This window comes from Chryseobacterium edaphi (assembly GCF_025628985.1).
GTDB lineage: Bacteria > Bacteroidota > Bacteroidia > Flavobacteriales > Weeksellaceae > Chryseobacterium > Chryseobacterium edaphi.
Window position 1 is genome coordinate 1408175 of record NZ_JAOTEM010000001.1, and the last position, 26973, is coordinate 1435147.

At 37.5% G+C, this 26973-nt stretch carries 15 protein-coding genes; 6 read left to right on the plus strand and 9 right to left on the minus strand.

The annotated features are described in order from the left end of the window. Positions 1–118 precede the first annotated feature (118 nt). From NZ698_RS06655 to NZ698_RS06680, 6 genes are all read left to right on the plus strand, one after another. The gene (locus tag NZ698_RS06655) at positions 119–1522 is read left to right on the plus strand and encodes a glycoside hydrolase family 28 protein (RefSeq protein ID WP_263002293.1); all 1404 of its coding nucleotides are present in this window, start codon (positions 119–121) and stop codon (positions 1520–1522) included. Position 1523: 1 nt separating this feature from the next. Further along, complete coding sequence (locus NZ698_RS06660) at positions 1524–5132, plus strand: DUF4450 domain-containing protein (protein ID WP_263002294.1); 3609 nt, start codon at positions 1524–1526, stop codon at positions 5130–5132. A gap of 265 nt (positions 5133–5397) precedes the next feature. Continuing rightward, positions 5398–7533, plus strand: a complete 2136-nt coding sequence (locus tag NZ698_RS06665; protein ID WP_263002295.1) for a hypothetical protein — start codon at positions 5398–5400, stop codon at positions 7531–7533. A gap of 350 nt (positions 7534–7883) precedes the next feature. Next, positions 7884–8930 (plus strand): GntR family transcriptional regulator, encoded by a 1047-nt coding sequence (locus NZ698_RS06670; protein ID WP_056076505.1) that lies wholly within the window; start codon positions 7884–7886, stop codon positions 8928–8930. A gap of 114 nt (positions 8931–9044) precedes the next feature. Further along, complete coding sequence (locus NZ698_RS06675; RefSeq protein ID WP_263002296.1) at positions 9045–9488, plus strand: nuclear transport factor 2 family protein; 444 nt, start codon at positions 9045–9047, stop codon at positions 9486–9488. A 31-nt stretch (positions 9489–9519) separates the two neighbouring features. Continuing rightward, a complete protein-coding gene (locus tag NZ698_RS06680; protein ID WP_263002297.1) occupies positions 9520–10077 on the plus strand; it encodes a hypothetical protein in 558 nt (185 codons plus the stop codon). A 14-nt stretch (positions 10078–10091) separates the two neighbouring features. On the opposite strand, the gene NZ698_RS06685 is transcribed toward NZ698_RS06680, so the two are convergent. The 9 genes from NZ698_RS06685 to NZ698_RS06725 form a co-directional block, all read right to left on the minus strand. Next, on the minus strand, positions 10092–11495 hold the full coding sequence (locus tag NZ698_RS06685) for a glycoside hydrolase family 140 protein (RefSeq protein WP_263002298.1): 1404 nt from the start codon (positions 11493–11495) through the stop codon (positions 10092–10094). Between the two features lie 573 nt (positions 11496–12068). After that, positions 12069–13220 (minus strand): alpha-hydroxy acid oxidase, encoded by a 1152-nt coding sequence (locus tag NZ698_RS06690; RefSeq protein WP_263002299.1) that lies wholly within the window; start codon positions 13218–13220, stop codon positions 12069–12071. Between the two features lie 108 nt (positions 13221–13328). Next, positions 13329–14714, minus strand: coding sequence for an FGGY-family carbohydrate kinase (locus NZ698_RS06695; protein WP_191737267.1), 1386 nt, complete (start codon positions 14712–14714; stop codon positions 13329–13331). Between the two features lie 438 nt (positions 14715–15152). After that, entirely contained in the window at positions 15153–16430 is a 1278-nt protein-coding gene (locus NZ698_RS06700; protein ID WP_263002300.1) for a sugar isomerase, read from the minus strand. Between the two features lie 202 nt (positions 16431–16632). After that, positions 16633–18735 (minus strand): bifunctional aldolase/short-chain dehydrogenase, encoded by a 2103-nt coding sequence (locus NZ698_RS06705; RefSeq protein WP_263002301.1) that lies wholly within the window; start codon positions 18733–18735, stop codon positions 16633–16635. Positions 18736–18927: 192 nt separating this feature from the next. Continuing rightward, positions 18928–20991, minus strand: a complete 2064-nt coding sequence (locus NZ698_RS06710; protein WP_263002302.1) for a RagB/SusD family nutrient uptake outer membrane protein — start codon at positions 20989–20991, stop codon at positions 18928–18930. A gap of 18 nt (positions 20992–21009) precedes the next feature. Further along, entirely contained in the window at positions 21010–24054 is a 3045-nt protein-coding gene (locus tag NZ698_RS06715) for a SusC/RagA family TonB-linked outer membrane protein (RefSeq protein WP_263002303.1), read from the minus strand. A 343-nt stretch (positions 24055–24397) separates the two neighbouring features. Next, positions 24398–25486: an L-rhamnose/proton symporter RhaT gene (rhaT, locus tag NZ698_RS06720; protein WP_263002304.1), complete on the minus strand. Its 1089-nt coding sequence runs from the start codon at positions 25484–25486 to the stop codon at positions 24398–24400. Between the two features lie 306 nt (positions 25487–25792). Further along, positions 25793–26956 (minus strand): glycoside hydrolase family 88/105 protein, encoded by a 1164-nt coding sequence (locus tag NZ698_RS06725; protein ID WP_263002305.1) that lies wholly within the window; start codon positions 26954–26956, stop codon positions 25793–25795. Positions 26957–26973: the final 17 nt, after the last annotated feature.

Consider the following 26973-nt stretch of genomic DNA (forward strand, 5'->3'; position numbering starts at 1 on the left):
CTGAATTTCATTACACAGACAGTGCAGGATAATTTCTATTGATAATAATTTTAGATTGCGATTAACAAAGAAAATGATATTTAAATATTTTCTTTTAATTAAATAATTCTCTGATAAAATGAAAAAATACGTTCTTCTCGTACTTATACTGTTATTCTCGATTCATATATCGGCTCAATACAAACCGTGGACTTCCGCAAAACAACCACTAAAAGAAATCAAAGCTTTAAAGAAACAAATCAAAGCTCCAAAATTCAGAAAAGCAGACTATCTGATTACAGATTTCGGTGCAGTAGGTGACGGAAAAACAAAAAATACGGAAGCTTTCAAAAAAGCAATTGAAAAATGCAGTGCTGAAGGTGGCGGAAGGGTTGTTGTTCCAAATGGAGTTTTCCTAACGGGTGCAATTTATCTTGAATCTAATGTAAACCTTCATTTGACCGATGGTTCAACGATTCTGTTCAGTCAGGACAGCAACGACTACCCTATCGTTTTCACGCGTTGGGAAGGGATGGAATGTATGAATTATTCATCTCTAATCTATGCTTATGAAGAAGAAAACATCGCAGTGACCGGAAAAGGAACTTTGGATGGAAATTCAGATTTAGACAACTGGTGGTTCTGGTGTGGTGCAACAAAATATGGTTACAACACATCGCGTCCGGGAAGACAAAATCCTGCAAGAGCTAAACTTCACGAATATATGGCCAACAGAACGCCTGCCAGAGAGAGAATTTTTGGAGATGGATGGTACTTAAGACCGAATTTCGTTCAGCCTTACAAGTCTAAAAATTTCTATATGGCGGATGTTTTGGTAAAAAATTCTCCAATGTGGAATCTCAATCCGGTTTTGTGTGAAAATGTTTTAATTGAAAGAGTAAAAGTAATCAGCCACGGACCAAACAACGATGGTTTCGACCCTGAAGCCTGCAAAAATGTATGGATTAAAGATTCCTATTTCGACACAGGAGACGACTGTATTGCCATCAAATCCGGAAGAGACGAGGACGGAAGAGACATCGGAAGACCAGCCGAAAACCACATCATCGAAAACTGCGAAATGAAGGACGGTCACGGCGGTGTCGTGATTGGAAGTGAAATTGCCGGCGGCGCAAAAAATATCTACGCCATCGGAAACGTGATGGACAGTAAGAATCTTAACCGTGCTTTAAGAATTAAAACCAGCTCAAGCCGTGGCGGAACGATAGAAAATGTATTTTTCTACAACACGAAAGTGGGTGCTTACAAAGAAGCGGCCGTTCGTTTCAATATGCATTATGAAAAGCCTGGAAATCATATTCCGACCATCAGAAATATCTGGGTTGAAAATTTAACCGTTGACAAAGGCGGAAAATATGCCGTATTTTCTGATGCTTACGAATCTTCGCCAGTAACCGATTTTACAATGATTAATGCTAAAATGGTTGGCGTTCAGATTCCTTATAAAGTAGATTACCTGAAAAATGTGACTTTAAAAAATGTAACCGTTAACGGACAGCCATTAACTGAGTTAAAACCATAAAATGCGAAGAAAAACCATTTTCGCCGGACTTCTGGTTTTATCGGCATTCTCACTTTCCTATTCCCAGTCGAAACATTGGCAGAATAATGAGCGTGAACTGCATTACAAGGAAGACAAAGGCGATTTTTTACTGGTCAACGGAAAATACAGATTCAACCGGGCTTTGTATGGTGACAACCGTGCATCGAGAGTTGAAGCGGGAGATTTGCCTGAATTTGCGCTGTATCTTCCGGGAATGGGCGGGAATCTTCAGTTTGTTATTCAAAAAGAAAATTCGATTAAGAAATTAATTCAGGCTGATAAAATTGAAACGCGTTACCGACCTGGAACGATGCTGTATGAAATCAAAGACCCGATTCTCGGAAACGGAACTTTAAAACTGACCGTTCTGGCACAAGCTGAGGAAGAAGGTTTAATTTTAAAAATGGAAACTGTGAATATAGATTCTTCCACAAAAATCTATGCAGTTTACGGCGGTGCGAGCGGAACGACTTTCAGCAGAAACGGCGACATAGGTGCAGACCCTGAATCCGGATTTTATCTGTTACCTGAATATTGTCTGAACAATCAGTTTCAACTCAATAAAAATCAGTTTCAGCTTAATTATTTAAATAAGAAAAAAGAAACTCAAACCGTTTACGGAAGTTTTTCTAATGTCACTTCATTACAGCAAACTGATGCTGAGACTTTGGAAAAACTGGCTGAATTTACTCAAAATAAAACAGACAAATCTCCGATAGTTTACGCTTCGTATTCTTCACAAAAACAACCGGTTTACATTCAGGTTGCGAAAGGAAAATCAGATAAGAATTTTTCAGATGAAGATTTGAAAAACATTTTCAATGATGCTGAAAAATCCCGTTTAACATTAACGAACAGAATTCAGCTCAAAACTCCGGATGCAGATTTAAATAATTTCGGAGCCAATTTAGCGGTTGCAGCGGATGGAATTTGGGAAAGTCCGACCTTCCTTCACGGCGCCGTTGCCTGGAGAATGCGGTTGAATGCGTGGCGCGGAGCTTACACAGCCGATGCGTTGAACTGGCACGACAGAGCGAAAGAACATTTTGAAAGTTATGCAAATTCGCAAGTTTTAAAACCCGATTTTGCACCCGTAGAAATGGATACGATACGTCACCTTGCCCGACACGAAGAAAAAATGGGAACTTCCGTTTTTTCCAGCGGATACATTTCCAGAAATCCGAACGACAACACAAAACCGCACCATTACGATATGAATCTGGTGTTTTTTGACCAGATGTTTTCACACTTCAGTTACACCGGAGACAAAGAATTCCTGAAAAAAATGTGGCCGACAATGGTTCGCCATATGGATTGGGAAAAACGAAATTTCAAACGTGGCGATTTGTATGATGCGTATGCTGCAATTTGGGCGAGTGATGCGCTTCAATATTCGGGTGGAAAGGTGACGCACACTTCGGCCTATAATTACAGAGCCAACCGTGAAATGGCAAAACTGGCGAAAATCATTGGCGAAAATCCTCAGCCTTACGAACAGGAAGCAGATGCGATTTTAAAAGCAATGAAAAACCAGCTTTGGATAAAAGAAAAAGGTTATTTTGCTGAGTACAAAGATGCTTTGGGCAATCAAATCATTCACGACAAACCGGGAATCTGGTCGATTTATCACGTTTCCGACGCGTTTATTCTGAATGAATTTGAAGATTATCAAAACTTACAGTACATCAATCATCACACACCAAAAATTCCGATTACCGTAAAAGGTGCTGATAATAAAGACTATTTTACTTTGGCGACTACGACTTGGCAACCATACGACTGGTCGATTAATAATGTGGCTTTGGCAGAAAATTTACAAACCGCTTTGGCGTATTGGCAAGCTGGAAGAACTGAGGATGCGTATCAACTTTGGAAGGGAAATCTGGTGGAATCGATGTATTACGGCATCAGTCCGGGAAATTTCGAACAGCTTTCTCATTACGACGCGTTTCGTGGAGAATTGTACCGTGATTTTGCCGACCCGATTGGTGTGGCGTCCAGAACTTTGACGGAAGGACTTTTCGGAGTCTATCCGAATTTACTGGAGAATAAAATCAGCATAAAACCCGGTTTCCCGAAAAACTGGAATTCTGCCGAGCTGAAACTTCCCGATTGGGATTATCAGTTTACCAGAACTTCAAGAAAAACCGAGTATTTATTTAAATCAAAATATCAGAATCCGGTGGCGCTGGAAATGCATATTCCTGTGAATTATTCCAATATCAAATCGGTGAAAGTGAACGGTAAAAAAGTGGATTGGAAGATTAAACCGAATTCTATTCTGCAACCATTTGTTCAGTTTGAAACGACGAAAGGAAAAGATTTTAAAATTGAAATCAACTATTCCGGAGAAGAACTGAAAAACGAACAAACCGATTACATCAATTATATTTCCGAAAATCTTCAGTTGAATTTTGATTCAAAAAAGAAAATTAAAAATATCTACGACCCACAAGGACTAATCAAAAATTCCCCTCCTCTGGAGGGGTGGATTCGACCGAAGGGAGAAGACGGGGTGGTTAACCACAAGTTTGAACTTAAGCAAGAAGAGAGAAAAGGAACTTTCTTCGTTCAGGTCGAGCAAAACGGAACAACTTGGTGGCAACCTGTGAATGTTGACATTCGTTTTCCTTTGGAGACAAAATGGGTGAATAAAAAATTGCAGATTCAGTCGAAATCATCCAGTCCAATTAATGGAAAGCTATCTATAAATGGTTTAAATAAAACTTTCTCGATTCAAAAAAATCAAAATACAGTTATTGAAATTCCTGCGAATGTTTTGAGCAAAGGAACCAATTCAATCGTACTTGATTACAACGGAATTAAACAGAATATCGAAATCACAGATTGGGAAATTGAAAACAAAGGTCAATTCAATTCCATTTCTTTGGCTTCAAAATACAATGAAAAAGTAACCGAAATTTTCAATCAGAAATACCTTTCACCAAGATTGGAAGTTCCGACTTTACAGCTTCCGTGGCAGGGAATCGGAAACTGGTGTTACCCGTTAATTACCGCTCAAATCGATGACAGCGGATTGATGAGCAAAAGAAAAAATGGCAAAGTTGAGTTTCTCGGAGTTCCATTTTTAATTGATAAAACCGATAGAAACATTGCGTTTGTAAGTCAGTGGGATAACTATTCGGATGCTTTAGAAATTCCAATTTCAGGAAAAGGAAAGAAAATTTATTTTCTGATGGCTGGAACGACGAATCCGATGCAGTCGCAGATTGTAAATGGAAAAATTACGGTTCAGTATGCAGACGGTTCGACTTCAGAATTAGAACTGAAAAATCCGACGAACTGGTGGCCGATTGAGCAGGATTTGTTTGATGATAATTTCGCATTTGAAATTTCAGATGACAAAATTCCATATCGAGTGAAACTGAAAACCGGAGAATTATATAAAGGCGGAACTTTAAGCAAATATTCGAGTATCAAAGGGTTTACAGACCGTCAGGTGGATGGTGGTTCTGCCACAATTCTGGATTTGCCGATTGATGCGAGTAAAGAATTAAAGTTGATAAAATTAACGGCTGTGAGCAATGATGTAGTGATTGGAATGATGAGTGCGACGGTTTTGAAATAGAAGAAAATGCCACGAATGCACGAATGTTTTCTTATGGAAGAAAAACTTTTATTTGTGCATTCGTGAAAGATAATATAAAATAATGAAAAGGCTTTTAACCGCAAAAGCATCAAAAGAAATAATTGAAAAAAAGTGATTCAAAAGTTTGCAAAATGTTGAATCTAAATACTGTCATTTTGCTGACTTTTAAGTGTCTAGAAAACATAAAAATCTTTTGTCTCTTTTGCGGTTAAAAACATCATCAACTAATAAAATTAATTGCGTAATGAAAAAAATTACAATATATCTAGGGATTTTCCTGATGGGATTTTCTTCAGTGAATGCCCAGAAAATCGACCGGAAAAAGGTCGTTCAGCGACATAATATTGTCAACACAAAAGCCGATACGCTTTCCACTTTTACGGTTGGAAACGGAAAGTTTGCCTACACGGTTGACATTACCGGAATGCAGTCGTTTCCTGAATATTACAAAAACGGTGTTTCTCTCGGAACACAGTCTGAATGGGGCTGGAACAGCTTTCCGAATAAAGAGAATTATAAATTTGAGGAAACTCTAAAGCCTTACGATTTCAATAACGACGGGCGAAAAGCTTTGTACTCTGTTCAAATCAAAGAACCGGAAAGAAATAAAGGTGCTGTGGAATATTTCCGTGTGAACCAACACCGTTTGCAGTTGGGAAATATTGGGATTGAACTGATGAAAAAAGACGGTCAGAAAGCGAAAATTTCAGACCTGACCAACGTTAATCAGAAGATTGATTTATGGACAGGAATTATCACCAGCGAATTTTCTCTGGAAGGAACTCCGGTGAAAGTATGGACGGCTTCTTTCCAAAATTCAGATAAAATCGGGGTGAAAATTGAATCTGATTTGGTGGCGAAAGGCAAGCTTAAGGTTTTTGCCAAATATCCGCATCCGTCGGGACAGTTTTTGGATGATGCCGCATTTTATGGAAGAGAAAACGAACATACCACGAAAATTGTTTCTTCACAGTCGACGCAAGGTTTGATTCAGCACAAATTACAAAGCACAGATTATTATACTCAATTCAATTTTACGGAAGGAAAACTTCGTGAGGCTGGAAAACACTACTTTGTTTACGAACCTTCTTCGAAAAACAAAACCGTTGAATTAAGTGTAGAGTTTTCGGCTAAAAGTCCAAAATCTAACAGAACTTTATTCGCGGATGCAGAAAAAGAAAGTACTTCTGGCTGGAAAAACTTCTGGGAAAGCGGTGCTGCTGTTGATTTTGAAGGAAGTACAGACCCAAGAGCCAATGAATTGGAGAGAAGAGTTGTTTTGTCAGAATATTTAACCAAAGTTCAGTGTGGAGGAAACAATCCGCCTCAGGAAACAGGTTTGACATTCAACAGCTGGTACGGAAAACCGCATACGGAAATGCATTGGTGGCACGGTGTTCACTTTGCACTTTGGGGAAGACCTGAGATTTTGGAGAAGCAACTGGATTATTATTTCAGGTCATTTGATAAAGCTAAAAAATTAGCAGAAAGACAGGGTTACAAAGGCGTTCGCTGGATTAAAATGTCGGATAACGAAGGAAACGAAAGTCCGTCCTCAGTTGCTGCATTTTTGATTTGGGAACAGCCACACATTATTTATATGACCGAACTTTTGTACCGCAACAGCAAAGACAAAAAGGTTCTTGAAAAATATAAAGATTTGATTTTTGCGACGGCTGATTTTATGGCTGATTTTGCAACTTATGACAAGGAGAAAAACCGCTACAACTTAGGAAAAGGCGTAATTCCGGCTCAGGAAGTTTTTCCAGCAAAAGATACTTACAACCCGACTTACGAGGTGGCGTATTGGGATTGGTCGCTGAAAATCGCTCAGCAGTGGAAGGAAAGATTGGGTCAGCCGAGAGATAAAAAATGGGATGATGTGATTAATAAACTGGCTCCGCTTCCGGTACAGGACGGCGTTTATTTATCGACAGAATCAGCGAAAGATTCTTTCACTTTTCCCAAGTGGATGACCGACCACCCAGCAGTTTTGGGTGCATTAGGAATGGTTCCTGAATCTCCGAAACTGGATAAGAAAATTATGAAAAACACGCTGGATGTCGTTTGGGAAAGATGGAACTGGGAACATACCTGGGGTTGGGATTTCCCGATGACGGCGATGAACGCAGCAAGACTTGGACTTCCAAATAAGGCTTTGGATGCTTTGTTTATGAACATTCAAACCAATACCTATCTGAAAAACGGACATAACTTCCAGGACAAACGTCTTAGAATTTATCTTCCCGGAAACGGTGGTGTTTTGACGACTGTTGCGATGATGTTGGAAGGTTGGGATGCTTCGACAGGAGAATTTCCAGGCTTCCCGAAAGACGGAAGCTGGAAAATAAAAGCAGAAGGTTTTAAAAAGATGCCTTAAAAATTTCACATTCATATAGTTTCTAAAGTCTGTTCCGAAAGGGGCAGGCTTTTTTGTTGGAGAGTTGGAGAATAGAAGAGTTGGAGAGTTGGAGAGTTGGAGGGTGGAAAATATTCTAAACTTTCAGGGTTTTGAAAATCTTGAAGGTGCAAATGGGAATTTTACATAATTTTAATCAGATGACTCGGAATTTCATAATCTACTGATAATTAACAGTTTTAGACTATCAACATTATTAAAAACATTCATGAATCTGTTACTTCAAATTTTTGTATCTTGTTTTCAGCTATTAATCGCTTTTGATTTTAGCTGTTTTTTAACTGAATTGCATTTCCTATCTGTAAAAAATCATGGCCGAAACATTAGAAATCAACATCAATGAAAACTCCAGAGTTCCGAAATACAAACAGATTGTAGATTCTATTCTGAACGGAATTGATGGAGGGCAAATAAAAATCGGAGAAAAAATTCCGTCAATCAATGAACTCAGCGAATCCTGCTTTCTCTCCCGGGATACCGTGGAAAAAGCTTACAAAGAGCTTCGCAAAAGACAAATCATTGAATCTGTAAAAGGAAAAGGTTATTATATTTCCCGAATCAACAAGAACGACATTATCAATATTTTCTTTCTGATCAACAAGCCGAGTACGTATAAAATGATGATTTACAATTATTTCGTCAATGCAATCGGTACCAAAGGCAATGTGGAGATGTACATCTATCACTGCGACGAAACGCTGTTCATCAATGCGCTGAAAAAAAATCTTGGTGGATTTGATTATTATGTCGTGATGCCTCACTTCCGTGATGAACAGTCGAAACATACGAGTTCAACACAGGAAGTTTTAGATATAATCGAACAGATCCCAAAGAATAAATTGTTGCTTTTAGACAATACAAAGCCTAATATTTCAGGAGATTACGGTTCAATTTTCCAGGATTTTGAGCATGATATTTATGATGCGCTGAAGGAAGGTTTAGATAAAATTAAAAAGTACGAGAAGATTATTCTGGTCTATCCTGACAAATCCATTCATCCCTACCCTTTCCGCATTGTGCGCGGTTTTGAGCAGTTTTGCAGGGATTTTAAACTCGACTATGAAATTCTAGATGAAATTTATCCCGACATGGAACTCCAGGACAAAGATATTTTCATCACCATCCGTGAGCGTGATTTGGTGAATCTGGTCAAGCAGATCCGTCAGAAAAATTTAAAACTGGGTGAAGACATCGGAATTATTTCCTACAACGAAACCCCTTTGAAAGAATTGCTGGGAATTACCGTGATTACGACTGATTTTAAGGCAATGGGAGAATCTGCTGCGTATATGATTTTGAAAAATAAGAAGGAGCAGGTGAATAATGTTTTTAAATTTATTCAGAGAGAATCGCTATAGATGATTGATGATTGATGATTGATGGTAATTATACTTTAAAATAGTATTGTCCAAATATTTATTCAAAATAAATTGGAATTTTTTACAAAATTTCTACAAAAATATTTAATTAAAATGATCAAGAAATTAATATTCGCCCTGACTTTTTTAGTGGCAATCACTGTTTTCGGACAGAAAAAAAATGATATCCAAGCTGTAACAGATGCTGCAGAAAAACTGAGATCAGCGATGATAAGTGGTGAAAAATCCGCACTGCAATCTTTAATTGTACCGGAACTTACTTACGGACATTCGGGAGGTCATATCGATGATGCCAAAGAATTTGTTGAAAAACTGGTCAGCAAAAAATCAGATTTTCTAACGATTGATATTACGAAACAAAACATACAGATCGTCGGAAATACAGCGATTGTCCGTCATCATTTTTATGCAACGACTGCTGATTTGGGGAAGGAACCGGGTGATGTGACTTTGGATATTTTACTGGTCTGGACAAAGGTGAAAAACGACTGGAAATTGTTGGCGAGGCAGGCAGTGAAGTCGGAGAAGAAAAAATAAAGAAAGTACCAAGTTGTTTTAGTGAGATTTAATGAAAAATTACACAACAGAAAAATATAAAATTAGTATTTACTCTGACACAACTTTTAGCGAAGGCTCGGCTGACAATATTCATCAATATGATTTTGCTTATTTAGACGAATCTGAATATCACCCTACAACAGTTTTTGGAATTAAAATTTTTAACGAAAACAGACTTATCAAAAGCGCAGCAATTGGTTCCGCTGGTGGATCAACAGGTATTCATGAAACTTCGACAATAATTGAACCCGACAGAATAATCATCTGTTGCTCCGATACTGTTTTTTGTTTATCAATTCCTGAATTAAGTTTATTGTGGCAAACGAAAGCTGATCAAGCAACTTGTTTTGAAATTTTTAAATGCAAAGATGATTATATTATTCATGGTGAACTTGAAATTTCAAGACTTGACAAAAACGGAAAAATTGTTTGGCAACAAGCTGGCAAAGACGTCTTTACAACATTGGATAGCTACGACACTTTTGTAATTACTGATGAATATATTTTGGCTACCGATTGGGAAAACAGAAAATATAAATTTGATTTTAACGGACAAATCATCCTCTAAAAAAATTGCGGAGTTCACAAATAATCCTTCGAAGCATCCACCGCCACAAAAACAAAATCCTTAGCCTCTCCATTTTCTTTATCAGGCGTAAACTGTACAATTTTATTTCCATCAGACTCGCCAATGTATTTGTACCCGCCGGTTCTTGGATTGTACCACCAACATTTTTTCTTCTTTCCACTGATCTTCGACAAATCGATTTGCATATTTCTTCCGGTGTAATTGTACACGAGCAGATAATCTGCTCCGCGGGTAGCAATAAGTCTTTCGTAACGTTCGCCCATTTCGCCTTTAATAATACTTTGATCCGGAATTCTTTCAAAGTACGGAAATTTCAACATCAGATTTTTTAAATACTGCATCTGCACAAAACCTGCGTCATTGAGACAGTCGTACCAAGCACGCTGAGCTCCGTATGCAGGCGACAGACCTGGTCTGTAAAACTGCATGATGGAATTGTGCCCGTACGTATGCCCAAAAGAACCGGCAAACACCGACCAATATGCATATCTTCTTACATCATGATCTTTCCATCGTGGTTCGCTGGCATCGTGAAGTCCCTGTGGAATGTCTTCGTAGGATGGTTCGCCATCGATGATGGGTTTTAAAGGTTTCATCGAAAGTGCTTTTTCGGCATATCTCCAGTTGTCTTCTTCGGTATCGGCGATTTTTTTCGATTCACCGTCGCCTTTCCGCTGTCCGTATCTTCTGTGACCGCTCTGGAACATATTAAAATCTAACCAACCGGCACTGTTAAACCAATCTGCTGAACTCGTAGCACCGAAAGGATGATAGGTCATCAAATGGTTTTTGTCAACGGACTTTATGCTATTGGCTAAAGCTTCCCAAACTTCTGTTTTGATATCGCCTCTTAAATCGCCTCCGATAAACCAAATGATGTTGGGTGAATCTTTATACCGTTCCGCTAAAAACTGTCCGTACTTTTTTGCCTGATCTACATCCATTTTTCCTGCTTTTACCAATCCGCCCCAGATGCAGACCATCCCGATGTAAATACCGTTTTTCTCGGCTGTTTGTACAATGTAATCCATGTGATCCCAATATCCGTACACGCCTTTTTGATTGATGTTGCTGAAATCAAAACCGTCAGTCATTGAAGTCTGCCCGTATTTGTTATGAGAAGGAACGGCATTGATGGTCTGTACCTGAACGACATTGAATCCGTTTTTTGCACATTGACTCAGATAAAAATCTACTTCATCCCGATCAGTACGTTCCGGCAGAAGCCATCCGGTTTCTCCTAACCAGAAAAATGGTTTTCCGTTTTTATGCTGTAAATATCTGTTGTTAGAGCTGACCTGCAGAGCTCCATTTGACCATGGTAATTCCTGTTTTTTGTTTTGAGAAAAGGTAAATACAGAGTAGATTATTGTGAGGATTGATATTATTTTTTTCATGGTTATTATGGAATTTTGTTTGACAAGATAAGTGAAATGAGCTATGCTTTTAAATTTATGCGGTAAATTTTTTATCGCAAAGATTAATTTTATTCTGTTTTAATTTTAAGAATGCAAAGGCAAATAAAATTTGCTTCGCAAAGCTTGAAAACAGAATAAAACAAATCATTCTTTCCCGACTCTCAAGCAAGTGATTTTCCTGAAATTTCGTTATAATTTTTCCACCCTTTAGGGCTGGGGCAAGAAAAATTTATCATTATAATCGGTGCTTATTATTTTAATACAAATAAAAAAAATACAATTCATGGAACTGTATTTTTTTGGTATGATTATTCAAAATATTTTATTTTAACGCAAAGTGCACAAAGAATTTTTAATACTATCTGCTTTTAAGTTACACAAAGCCGTTTCACTTATACAAGCTCACTAAGCTTCTCATTCATTACAAAATAAGGACATTTTTTGATCTGAAAATTGATGGTTCGCATTCTGTAAAGTTGTACTTAGATAAAGTATCTTTTAATGAAAACGTAAAAAACTTTCAGGATCCCTCTTCCACCTTCCCGATCTAACCTACTTCACCCTAAACTTCTGCAACTCCTTCGGCGTATCACAGCAAACCTGCTCCATCACCTGTCTGAACTGCATTTTCAGCATTTCAATGATATGATCGCCACCTTTTTTACCTAAAGCTCCGACGGCATACATAAACGTTCTTCCCATAAAGGTAAATTCTGCGCCGCAACTCAAAGCTCGCGCAACATCCGGACCGGTTCTTACGCCACTATCCATCATGATTTTAATCTGACCTTTGTATTTTTCGCTGATCTCTTTTACTACCGCAATCGTTGATTCTCCGGCATCCAGCTGTCTTCCACCGTGATTGGAAATGATCATTCCGTCGAAACCTAAACGTACCGCTTCGGCTGCATCTTCATCGGAAGCCACACCTTTGATGACAAGCTTTCCTTTCCACTTATCGCGGATGGCTTTGATTCTGTCTGAATTTAATCTGCCGGAAAAAGTAGAGTTCATGAACTGTCCCAGTTGTTTCACGTTCATGTTTTTGTCCATGTATTTTTCCATTGTTTTAAAACTCGGAACGCCATGTTTTAAAATTTCAAGACACCATTCAGGTCTCGCCAACGCTTGCGAAACGTTTCTGAAATTCAGTTGCGGAGGCATTGCCAAACCGTTTCTAATTTCTTTTGCTCTGTAACCAAAAGTCGGAACATCGGACAAAACACATAAAACGTCATAACCAGAAGCTTCACAACGGTCAAGAATATCGTCACGCAACCATTCTTCTCTTGGATGGTAGAGTTGATACCATGCTTTTCCTTCCGTTAATTCAGCAATTCTTTCGATACTGCTGGTCGTTACCGTACTTAAAATAAAAGGAATATTATGTTTAAAAGCTGCTTTAGCTAAAATTTCCGGAGCATTCGGCCACATCAAACCCTGCAGACCAACCGGAGAAATTCCGAACGGTGCGGAATATTTTACGCCGAATAGTTCCGTTTCCATATTGGCTTCCGTGTAGTTGTTGTTTAAATATTGTGGACGAAGGAGAACATCTCTCAATTCACTTGTATTTCTGTCGCGGTTGATATTTTCGTTACAGCCGCCATCCAGATATTCGAAAGCGAACCGGGGCATTTTCTTTTTTGCTTTTTCGATCAGCAATTCGAGGGAAGCGTAGTTGGTATCAAATGGAAAGGACATAATTTGTTGTTAGATGTTGGATGTTGGGTGATGGACATTTAATGTTGATGTTAAAAACTAAATTACTGTTTTTATTACCGGCATCTGACTTCCAGCTTCCAACAAAATTTATAAATTAAGAATTAAAGGCTGAAGCACTTTCATCTGATAATGCTGCTGTAAAAAAGTTTCGTCTATTTTTTTGTTTGAAATTACCATTGATGCACCCAAAGCCGATCCCAGAGGAGAGTGTGTTGACATCACATTGTAATGCTGGAAATGGTGAGACATCAGTTTCATAAAGACATCATTGTCTGTGAAACCTCCGTCAATGTAAATATTTTTTATTTCTGAATTTCCGATGGCATTGGTAATGGTATGAATCTGCAAATCCATCAATTCAATCATCAATTGGTGATACGCTTCTTCGAAAGTTTCAAATGAATTTAAATCTGTTGCGGTAATCATTTTTCGTTTTAAAATAATCCCTTCAAAACGGAAATAGATATTTTTATTCTTCATCAGACGCAGGTACAGATCCTGATCAAACTGCACTTCTCTGTGGAAACCATACTCTTTTCCATAGTAAGCACACAATTTTTCAACCTGAATCTTGTATTCATTTCCCATAAAAAAACGGGATGCTTTTACACGTTTTCCATCGATACGCATATAATTCAGGCAATTGTTTTCTATATCTTCATCCGTCAGACTTTCATCGTTAAAAGGATTTAAAGAAATACTCCAAGTTCCTGTTGAAAGCAGTAAAAATGGTTCTTTTTTACTTAATATATAAGGCAACAGCGCGGAAGAACTGTCGTGAATTCCAACGCCGATTTTAATTTTTTTATTTCTGTAAGACGTGTTAATGCTTGCGGAAGTCGGAACGATGGGACCTAACAAGGCATCGATTCCTTCTTCATACACCCAATCGTGATAATCTGCTTTGTCGTAATCCCACAAATTGGTATGACAGCCGATTGAGGTAAATTCCGAAACGCAAATTCCGGTAAATAAATACGATAAATACTGAGGTAAATGAAGACTGTAACGGATTTTTTTGAAAACTTCCGGATGCTTGTATTTTAACCAGAATAACTGCAGTCCTGAGTTCAGCATTCCGGTTTGTGGAGATGCAGTTTCGCGGGCAATTTTCAGTTTGCTGCCATGTTTTTCGTAAAATAAATCAAGAATATCCTGATCCATCGGTTTGGTGTAATTGTACAAAGGCGTCAGAACATTTCCTTTCTGATCGAGGTGCACAAAACTCGCTCCGTAAGTAGAAAAATTGATGGCTTTTACTTCAAAATTTTCATCATCGAGAATGGCATTGAAGTTATCTTTGATCCAGTTTTGGAGTGCCGCAAGATCTTCTGTGGGATAACCATCTTCATCGGTGGTAAGGGGAAGTTCGGTATATTCACGCACAACTTCTTTGTAATTTTTATCAAATAAAAAAAACTTTTTGTTGGTTTTTCCAATATCAAATACGATGGTTACCTTTTTTTTGGACATTCCTGAGATGAATTTAATGATTTATTATAAATGGGAATTAGTTTTTTTTCAAAATTTGAATTTGAATTTGAATTGTTCTAATATTTTTTAACGCAAAGTACGCTAAGATTTTTTTGACAAGCTGACTGTTTTTAAGTTCACAAAGGCGTTCCACTTAGCAAAGTCACAAAAGATTTTTTATTAACAAAAATACTTTTAGAAAAGTACTTTTACATATTTCTTCTTAAATAGTTTAAAATCATTTTAAATTTAATAATTTTAAAAAACCATCAAGGAGTGTTTAGTGATTAGGAAAAATTAAGAAAAAAATCCACTGATTTCTTAAATAACGAAGCCTAGTCCTAATTTTCTAAACACTCTTTTCTCAACGGTAAATAAGGATACATATAATTAAACTTTCGATTGCACCTGAAAGTAATTATCAAATTAAAACGGATCTTACAATCCGGTTGCTTTTGCCCAGCCTCTCTCAGAAATCAAGGTTTCTCTCACCTTTAAACTTCTGTAAGCAGCGATAGGGTCTAAAGCCGCGCCAGTCTGCATTCTTGCTGCTTTCAACAACGGACGGACATCTGTTCTGTATGCATTCTGCAAGATATCCTGCGCCGCAACAACATCATTATTAAGTTGTGCTTCTTTTAAAGCTTTCTGATCTACCAATAGTGCCTGAGCATAAGCAATTAAGATAGCTTCCAAAGACTGTAATAAATCTTCCAGAGGATCTTTAATGTTATGACTCGCGTCAATCATCCATGCCGGATAAGGATTGTTTTTATTATTTTCCATTCCGTACACCAATTCGTTGAAGATGAGGAATAAAGCATAAGGTTTGATAGAACCTACTGTCAAATCATCATCACCATATTTGCTGTCATTGAAGTGGAAACCACCCAATTTCCCTTTGTACATCAAGGTTGCAACAATTTGTTCGATATTCGTGTTTGGTAAATGGTGACCCAAATCAACCAAAGTGAAAGCTCTTTCGCCACAAGCGTTTGCCAGCATGAAAGAAGTTCCCCAATCCTGAATGGTTGTTGAGTAGAAATTCGGTTCGTAAGGTTTGTATTCGATGAACAGTTTCCAGTCTTCCGGCATTCCTGCGTAGATTTCTTTTAAGCTTTTTTCAGTGTTGGACAAAGCAGTCTGGAAGTTTAGCTGTCCTGGAAAACTCGCTCCGTCTGCCAACCAAACGGTTAAGCTTTTTGAATCTAATTCTTTTCCGATTCTGATCACTTCTTTGTTGTGTTCAACAGCATAAGCTCTCGAATCTTCGTTTACAGAATTTAAAGAACCGAATTTGTACGAATGTTTTGCATCCGGCTGATCCTGAAATGTGTTTGAGTTCATCGCATCGAAGATCAATCCGTGAGACGCCGCACTTTCTTTCAAAGCACTAACATCACTTGGAATATCCCATGGAATGTGAAGAGAAACCGCTCCAGCAGAATGAGTCAGTGCGTGAAGCAATCCAACGTCATCTAATTTCTGTTCTAAAACAGCCGGTTCGCCACCGTAAGAAAATCTTCCGAAACGGGTTCCTCCTGCACCTAAAGCCCAGCTTGGAATTGCCACCTGGAAATCAGCGATCTTGTTAACAATTTCAGAAACGTTCGAACCTGATTTTGTTAATTTATCTGATAAATAAGCGAAGTCTGAATTGAAATTTTCAACTTCGTTTTTGTTGTGTTGTTCAATGATATCTTTTCCTATAATCATGATTTATTTTTAAATTTATTTTTACCACAAAAGTCACAAAAGCTTTCCTGAAAATTTCTAGCTTTAATGTTTTGCGCATTAAAGTTCAAGTAAGCCTTGTCTTTTCAATTCAACAAATTTCGGTAATCCTTATTTGATCTTTTCAGAATCCGAATAATAACTTCAATAAACTTTTGTGCCTTTTGTGGTTAAATTTTTAATATTATCTTGGGAAAGCATTTGCCATTCCGCCATCTACATTGATGATGTTTCCTGTGGTTTTATCTAAGATTGCTACACAGGCAAAAACTCCGTTTGCGATGTCTTCAGGAAGGATAATTTCGTTCAATAAATTTCTTTTTGCATAAAATGCAGGCAATTCTTCTACAGAAATTCCGTTGGCTTTTGCACGACCTTCTGCCCAAGAACCTTCCCAGATTTTACTTCCAACGATAACTCCGTCCGGATTTACCACATTCACACGGATTTTATCGGCTGCCAATTCTGCTGCCAACAATCTTGTCATGTGCTGTTGAGCTGCTTTCGCTGTTCCGTAGGCTACGTTGTTTGGTCCCGCAACCAATCCGTTTTTACTAGCAATGCTTACGATGTCTCCACCTAAATTCTGCTTTTTCAAAACTTCAGCACCACTTTTCGCCATTAAGAACTGACCTTTTACCAAAACATTTTCAAGTAAATCCCAGTCTTTTGTAGTGGTATCTTCCAAAGATTTAGAAATAGCCAAACCTGCAGAATGCACGATAATGTCTACTCCACCAAAAGCTAAAACAGCTTCTTTGAAAGCGTTGGCAATTGCCTCTTCGCTGGTCACATCACAAGTCACGGCTACAGCCTGGTCTTTGCTGTATTTTGCAGTCACAGATTCTACTGCTTCCTGATTTAAATCTGTATAAACAACGACTGCACCCTCCTGAACCATTTTGTCTGCGATGGCCTGCCCAATTCCACCTCCTGCTCCAGTTACGATAGCAACCTTTCTTGACAATGGTTTTTCTTTAGGCATTCTCTGAAGCTTCGCTTCTTCCAATAACCAGTATTCGATGTCGAATGCTTCCTGTCTTGGCAGAGAAGTATATTCAGAGATAGCTTCTGCGCCACGCATTACGTTGATTGCATTTACGTAAAATTCGTTCGCAACACGCGTTGTCTGCTTATCTTTTGAGAAACTGAACATTCCCACTCCCGGGTAGATGATGATCACCGGATTCGGGTCACGCATTGCAGGGCTGTTTGGATGTTTACACGTTTCGTAATAGTCTTTGTACTCCTGTCTGTACTGTTCAAAAAGTGGATTTAATTTTTCTAAAATAGCTTTAGAATCACTTAAATCTTCATTTTTATCTAAAGTCAACACTAAAGGCTGAATTTTTGTTCTTAAGAAGTGATCCGGACAAGAAGTTCCAAGCGGAGCCAGTCTTTCCAAATCATTACTGTTGATGTATTCCAAAACAACGTCGCTGTCTGTGAAATGACCTACCATCCTGTTTTCAGAAGAGGCTAAACCTCTCAACAAAGGCATAATCTGAGCAGCTTTGTTTTTACGTTCTTCAGCAGGTAGAGACTCCACTTTTTGTCCGCCAAAAACCTGTCCTTTTTCTTCGATTTTTTTAGCGATATATTCAGAAGCCATTTCGATTACTTCCAGACTGTTCATGTAAGATTCATAAGAAGTATCTCCCCATGTGAACAAACCGTGGCTACCCAAAACGATTCCTCTGATTCCAGGATTATCGGCTAAACATTTTTCCAGCTGCAGACCTAAATCAAAACCGGGACGCTGCCATGGAACCCAGCCCATTGTATCTCCCCAGATTTCTTTGGTAATCGCTTCGCTGTCTTTAGCGGCAGCTACTGCAATTAGAGCATCCGGGTGAAGGTGATCGATATGTTTAAATGGAAGTAAACCGTGAAGAGGCGTATCAATAGACGGAGCTTTGCTTTCAAGATCAAAAATACAGTGGTCGAATAAACCTACCATTCTGTCTTCGTCTGCAAGACCTCCGTAAACATTTTTAAGATTTCTTAATCTTTCCGTATATAATCCGGCGATTCCTTTTCTTGTAAGTGTTCCGATGTCTCCACCTGAACCTTTTACCCACATTACTTCAACTTCTTCGTTGGTCAAAGGATCTTTTTCTATGGTTTTGCAACTTGTGTTACCACCACCATAATTGGTAATTCTAAGGTCTGCTCCTAATATGTTTGAACGGTATAAAAATAAAGCCACCTGGTCGTCGCCAAATGATGCTGCTTTTTCTTCATCCCATAAATAATCTACGTATTTAAATGTTTTTACGTTTTCCATTTGTTTTCTTTTTGTTTCTGAATTTTACCCAAATTTAGACTGTAGCATTTTCTACAGCATCCCGTACTATACTGCTGAACCGATTATTTAAAGATAAATTAACAATGATATTTATCACGTTCCGGTTCAGCTGTACGGTAATTTTAATTAGGTTAAGTATAAATTAATATTTTGCTTGGTGTTTAGTCTTGATTAGTACCCAGGAAGCTGAGTCAAGTTAGGGTTATCAACTAAAGGATGACCTGCAGAAGCCGAAGCAAAAGGAAGTAGTTCTGTTTTGTTTGGTACAAATCCGTAGAAAAGTCCATCACCTCCACCTTCGATCCAGTTTGGATACACTCCTCCATTCTCAAAAGATCCTGTTGGTTTTGTATAGATAATATTTCCGATTTGGAGTACATTGAAACCTGCAGTAAATCCTACAGCTTTTCTTGCGTTACCATTAAATGTACTTGTATAAGCTTGGAACATATTTGCAGGATACCATTTGTCATCAGTAGTTGAAGCTTGTCCGTTTGCTAATGCTATAGCCTTCAAAGTTGTTTGATAAGCTGCATAACCTGCAGAACTTGTAGGAACTGCCTGAACTTGTGCAATCTGTGCAGGATTAGTTAAATCAATATAAGTAACTGCCAAGAATGGATCTCCGTAAACCTGTGTATTCTTATGATACTTATAAAGACGATAAATTGGTGTTGCTGCAAATTGACCCGTACGGTTTGATAAGTTCTTCATTGCCTGTCTTGTAGCATCAATTTCTGTCGCTAGTTTATTCATTCTAATTAAATCTGTACGAAGCATAAACTCGTCAGAAAATTCCCATTTACGCTCTTGAACAATTGCTGATTCGAAAGCTTGTTGTCCGCTTGGAATTGTCATAGAGCTAATCCCTGCACGGTTTCTTACCTGTTGCAAAGCAGCGATTCCAGCTGCAGTAGGACCATTATTCAAATAATTTTGTGTTTCAGCATACATTAACAAGACATCTGCGTATCTCATAATCGGAATATTCAGGTTACGTGCGTCTGCAGCTTGTGGCTCAACACACCATGAAATTCTGAATTTACCCGGCATAATACAAGAATATGTAGTCCCTACATCAACCCAAGTATCCGTTGCTGCACCTGCATTTAAGAAATAAATACTGTAAGATGTTGTAGCAACATCTCTACGTTTATCTAAAGCGTTAAAAGAAAGATAATAACTTGGAAGTATAAACTGTAATGCTTTACGAGAGCCATATGTACCTCCTCTTGAACCCGGATGTGCATAAACACCAAAGGCTGAATTGGTATTTGGTCCGTATTCAGCGATGTGCCACATCATCTCCTGATTTACAGTAGAAAAATTTCTTCTGTCAAAATTGAACCATAAAGCTTCAAAACCGCTTTTACCACCTTGAGCCTGCACTAAGCTATTGGTACCTCCGTTAATAACTGAAGATAATGCTGCATCTGCAATCTGATATAATTGCTGAACTCTTGCGTTATCTGGACGACGAGACATTGTACCTGCAGATCCGGTATTAAGATCCCAACGAAGAGAATATCCCGCTGCATACAAAGCAATTCTTGCTAAAATTGCATTGGTAGATTGTCTGTTTAATCTCTCAGGAGTTCCATTAGAAACAGGCATGTTACCAATAGATTCTTGAATATCACCAATAACCTTGTCATAAATTACATCACGTGAAGTACGTTTAGGATAAAGTGTCGCAGGATCATTAGGATCTGCCTCTTCCAAAGGAATCCAGATCGCTGGTACGTCACCATACACTCTAATAAGATTGTAGTAGCAAAAGGCGCGAATTGCTTTTGCTTCAGCTAATAACGCATCACGTTTCGTGCTTGCAGGCATATCCGGTAATCTGTCAATTGCAATATTAGTTCTTTCTATGACGGCGTACATTGCAGCATAAATTCCTGTAACCGTATTAGGCGTTTTTGCATCATACTGATAATTACAGATATTGTATTTTGAATTATTGGTTGATCCATCTTCAGAAGAATGAGTTACGGTATCTCCCGCTCCTAGTTGATAGAACATCTCTGTAGGGATAAGACCTCTGTATAAACCCTGAACAAAGGCATCTGCAGTTTCGATATTTGTAAATACAGACTCTGTATCAGACGAATTGTATGCGGGTTGATTTAAAAACTCATCACTACAAGAATTGATACTTAATCCTGCAATTAAAATCGTTGGAACGATAATCAGTTTTTTTATTAAATTGTGTTTATTAAATATATTTTTCATGATTGAAACATTTAAATATTAAAAAGTAAGATTAATACCAAGAACATAACTTCTAGATCTTGGAAAAGAAGAATTATCATATCCCGGAGTAACTGTAACGCCACTTGCTGCCGAAACTTCAGGATCAAATCCTGAATAACCAGTAATCGTTGCTAAATTATTCACAGTTGCATAGATACGTGCATTTGTTAATTTAACATGGCTTATAAATTCTTTTGGAAAAGAATAACCCAGAGTTACCATAGAAATTCTCAAGTATGAACCATCTTCTACATAATATGATGAAGGATAAGTAATATAACTTGAATTTGTAGTCCCTAAGCTCCAAAGTCTATCACTTTCATTAGGATTTAGTTCTTTTAATCTCACCAAACTTGTTGCAGCCTGTCCTGTAATTGGATCAACCACATGGTAATAGTTATCACCGAATTCTGAAGGTACGTTCTGGAACAAAGCATACGGACTCATACTGTGTTTTGTGGCATTGTAAATATCTCCACCTACACTGAATTTCAAGAATACTGCAAGATCAAAACCTTTGTAAGAAAAGTTATTACTCAATCCTCCAATAAAATCAGGTGTACCGTTTCCAATTTTTACTAATTGTCTTGTAAACTGATCTCCGGCTGCATTATCTGCCGCAAATTTAATATCTCCTGGTTTTGGAGTTCCTGATGCAGGTTTCACAACACCCGGCTTCAAGGTTAATGTTCCGTTTGAAGCTTGGGTAAAGTCATCAGTGGTATAAATTCCCTGATAAACATATCCATACATATCACCCAATTCTTCTCCAACGGTTGCATAATATGTTACCATACCTGCTCTATTGCTTCCTACGCTGAAGTTCCTGAATGTTCGACCCTCATCAAGAGACAGTACTTTAGACTTATTAAATCCTATGTTGGCATCAGTTGACCATCTGAAGTCTTCAGATTTTAGGTTGATTGAATTTAAAGTGAATTCCATACCGGAATTCTTCATTGAACCGATGTTTTTATAGGTGCTTGAATATCCTGTAGAAGCAGGAAGTACAGTTTGCAATAACATGCTTGATACATTGTTATTGTACCATTCGGAAGTTAATTTTACTCTATTGTTAAATAATGCTAAATCTACTCCAATGTTTGTAGATCTCATCTCCTCCCATTGCACCATACGATTTCCTAAAACACTACTTGTAACTAACGCTAAATTACCTACCGTATTATTTAAAGGATAATCTGTTCCTACAACATTGGTTCTGAATACGTTATTTGGTAAACTATTATTACCTACAATACCATATTCAAATCTGAATTTCAGATCATTGACATAGTTATCTATTTTAGAATTTTTCCAGAAACCTTCCTGTGAAACTCTCCATGCAGCAGCTACAGATGGAAACACACCATATTTATTTTCAGGACCAAATTTTGATGAGCCATCTCTACGAACTGTACCTGTTAACAAATAGCGGTTGTCATAATTGTAATTTACACGTGCAAAATATGATAGTAAGCTTAGTGAAGATTTGTCTGCATCCTTATCAGAAACAGTAGCATTTGAGATATCGTTTAACCCATAATTTAAAATAGCTGGAAACTTTATCAATCTCATGCTGTTACTTTCAGTTTCCTGATAGATTATTTCATTACCAATTAAAGCAGTTAGTTTGTGTTTTTCACCAAAATTCTTATTGTAAGTTAAAGTATTGGTAATCTGATATCGGTATGCTTCAGAATTTCCAATACTTCCATTGATTCCCGTGTTCACAGGATCTGTAAGAAATGCGCGTGAATTTTTATCTGAAAATGCAGTGGATTTAGTATTTGTCCAGTTATAAGATCCTGCAGTTCTAAATGTCAAACCTTTCAATAAATCAAATTCCAAACCTACGTTTGCTAAGAAAGTCCTGGCTCTTCTGTTTGAAGTAGATGCCGCAGTTTCTACATAAGGGTTTTCAGTATCAAAACTAGAATCTAAAGCAGAGTAATCTGGGAAAGTCTGAGTATTAAACAGCTGATCTTGTGTAAACAATGTTCCTCCGTTAATTGGCTGAAGGAGGATTTTTTTCATTCCGGAATAGGCTCCTCCACCATTAGTCGAATTGGAAGTAAACATCGAACTGAAATCTAAACGTATTCCTTTATACAATTCTGAATTGATATTAGCACGTAATGAATTTCTTGTTTCGCTAAAGTTTTGTAATAAACCTTCCTGTTTATTATAGTTATAACTGATGAAAGCCTGAGTTTTCTCATTACCTGCAGAAACGCTTACGTTTTGGTTGGTAGTCAAGCCCGTTCCGCCAAGCATTTTTTCTTGCCAGTCTAGTGCAGGTGCAGAACCATAACGATTGCTTATTCTGTTAAATGCACCCGTATAAAATCCTGGTGAATCTATACCCAAACCATTATCAAAAACATTACTCCATGTAGTTGTTTTTGCCTGAAGCTGAGCCATCTCATATTGGTATTTTACATATTGTTCAGAGTTTGAAACCATATCCAATTTCTTTGAAAGCATATCAAATGCCATGAAAGAATTATAGTTGATCGTGATTCTTCCCTTTGCACCGGTTTTTGTTTTAATAACAATAATACCATTGGATCCACGCGCTCCGTAAATTGCAATCGCAGAAGCTCCTTTCAATACATCTATGCTTTCAATATCATTAGGATTGATGATGTTCAAAGCATTATCTAGCTGAAAACCATCAACTATGTACAACGGTTCTGTTCCTTGAGTAATTGATGCACCACCACGAACGGTTACGTTTGCAGCCGCTCCGGGGGCTCCACCTGCTGTAACAATATTCAAACCGGCTGCTCGACCTTGCAAAGCCTGTAAAGCATTCATTGCGGGAGTCGCCGCAAGATCTTTTGCAGATACAGATGATACAGATCCAGTGAGATCAGACTTTTTAATTTTACCATATCCGATAACTACTACTTCCTCGATATCTTTGGTATTTGTTTTTGCAGTATCACTTACTGCTTTTTGTCCGAACATCAAACCAGACGCAAGCAAAAATAGCGGTGCGATGAGTGGCTTAAAATTCTTAGGTTTAATTATTAATGACATATATTAATTTTTATTTACATTATTTAATTCTGTCACCAAAGTACATTGTTACAAAAGTTTTGGCATCCTGCAATATCCTGCCTTACAAAATTCTTAATTTAACTTAAATATTTATAAATATTTGATATAAAATTTAAAACTATTAGTGATTCAGTTATAAAAAAACGAATAAAATTTGAAATCGATAAATAAATCGCAACTGGAGATTCGCCATCAGTTTAAAATAATTTTTACAAAAAAGTATACAAATTGCAAAAAAAAAGGCACTGATCTTTATCAGTGCCTTACAAAATTGAAACTATATAAAATTGATGAAATTAATAAGTTGTAAATTTTACTTAAACTATCTTAAAGAATTTCCGTAACCCACTATTAAAATTGATATTAATAAAACAAACATTCCAATGGAAATAGTAGTAATGGTTTTTTTGGAAACACCTTTCCATTCCTTAATAATAACTCCCCAAAGATTGGCTATCAAAATAATAAATGCCATGTGCAGAATCCAAGAACTTGCGCCATTCCCCATCTTGCTCTCTCCCATTCCGTAAAAGAAAAACTGCAGATACCACATTGTTCCGGCAAGCGCACAGAAAAGGATATTCCTAAAAGTCGGAACATCTTTTTTGACGTAGTCGGTATATGTTTTATTTTTATTTGCCAAGTACAGACAACCAATCAGATTGACCGCCATTCCGCCCCAAAGAACGACTACATAAGTTACATTATTCTGAAAAAGAAATTCTCCCTGATCAGGATTTGCCAGTTTCCAGGCTTCGTTGGCAACATTCGCCATTGGTTTACCGGCTTCCAATCCGAAGTTGAAGCAAGCACTCAAAACCCCGGATATGATAGAGACGATTAATCCTAAACCAAATTTATATTCAGTTTTTACTTCTACACCATGTGGATCAATCGATTCTTTTTGAAGTTCTTTATCTTTCATCATCCCGGCTTTTCCGCTAATAATGATTCCGACAACGCAAACCAAAAGTCCCAATAAAACAAACTGTCCCCACGTGCTGGAAAACATTAATCCAATATTATCTTTACCTGATTGTGGAGAAAATTCATAATATATGGAAGGAACTAATGATCCGAAAACCATACAAAGTCCCAAAATTATACTGCTTCCAAGCGCAACACCCAAATATCGAACGCCCAAACCATAGGTGAAGCCACCGATTCCCCATAAAGCACCAAACAAAAAAGTCAGTCCCAAAATAGAAGAACTTTCATTCTGAATGATATCCCAAAAACCAGGTATGGTAAGAAAAGCAGCAAGCGGCGGAACAATGATCCAGGAGAAAACTCCTCCTATCAACCAATACGTTTCCCACGACCAACCTTTTACCTTTTTATAGGGTAAGTAAAAACTTCCCGAAGAAAATCCTCCTAAGAAATGGAATAAAACTCCTAATAATGCATTCATAATTATTGTATTGGTTGAATTTGAAAATTAACAAGATGTAATCGGTTACGCATCTTGTGGTGTCATGCCTATATATTATTGTAAAATAAGACTTTTTCTATAATTTCTCATACTATCGACAACACATTATTATATTGAAAGTTACATTTATTTTAAGACATTTTTTAATCCTTATTTAGATACCAAAATATGAATCTAAATTTATTTTTTCAAATTTTGACTATTTACATATTCACCATTTCATTTATACCAACAAAAAAGACTTAACAATTTTCATTATTAAGTCTTTCAATTATTTTAAAAAATCTATTTCAATTTATAAACCTCACTTCCCGCAAGTAGCAAACAACCCAAACCATAATCTTCAAAATCCGGCTGTTTGTCTACAGCAAGCGGTTGTCCATCTTTTGGCTCTTTTCCTGTTCCCTGTACCCAACCTAAAAATCCGTTTGGTTGCACAGAATCTTTAGCAATTGCGTTCCACGCTTTTACCACAACTGGCAAATAAGTTTCTCTGTCGATCAATCCATTATTGATTCCATATGACATTCCATAAACGAAAAGTGCGGTTCCTGTCATTTCCTTTCCTCCGAAATTTGTAGGATCGTGTAAACTCACATTCCAAAAACCATCTTCTCTTTGAGTTGGAAGCAATGCCGCTAACAAATCTTTATAATCTTTCAGATATTCCTGATAATGAGGATCAGATTTTGGAGTATCTTGTAAAGTTTTCGCCAAAGCTGCAACTACCCAACCGTTTCCTCTACTCCAGTAGCAATCTTCGCCATTCGGTTCTTTATAAGGTGGAACGAAACTTTTATCTCTCCACCAGATTTTATCTATTGGATTATACAAACCATTTCCGCCGTGCTTATATTTGGTATAGGCATACATTTCGTAATTTTTATCGAAATACTTTTGCTCTCCTGTAATTCTACCAAGTTTCGTAAAAATCGGCATTGACATTTGAAGTGCGTCGATCCACCACCAATCATCTACTTTATCCGTTACAATCATACTGTCCATCGCAGCTTTTACGTCTTTTATTCTTTCAGGATTTTTTCTTCCATCAATTTCATAAAGATCTAAATAGGTTTGTCCGCAGGCTTGATGATCGGCATTTCGGGTATAAGTTCCACGCTGTAACGCCCAATTGTGATTGTTTGCCCACGACATTGCGTAATCGTAGTATTCTTTTTTAGGATCAACGGTGTAAAGTGCCATCAATCCTTCATAATAAACCGCTCTTGTCCAGAGATTACTTGGCCAGACTTTTTTGCCAATAATCTCTTTTTTGGTATCCGGCCATTTGTTCATAAAGTATTGGTTGGCTCTTCTCGAGACTTCCAAAACTTCTTTTTTGTTGGGTAGCTCAACATCTTTTGCCGTCGTTGTCTTCTGAACTGAACACGAAGACAAAGCTGCGATGACAAGAGCAAAAACACCATTTCTAATGAGTAATCTTTTCATATATTTTAATTTATTTT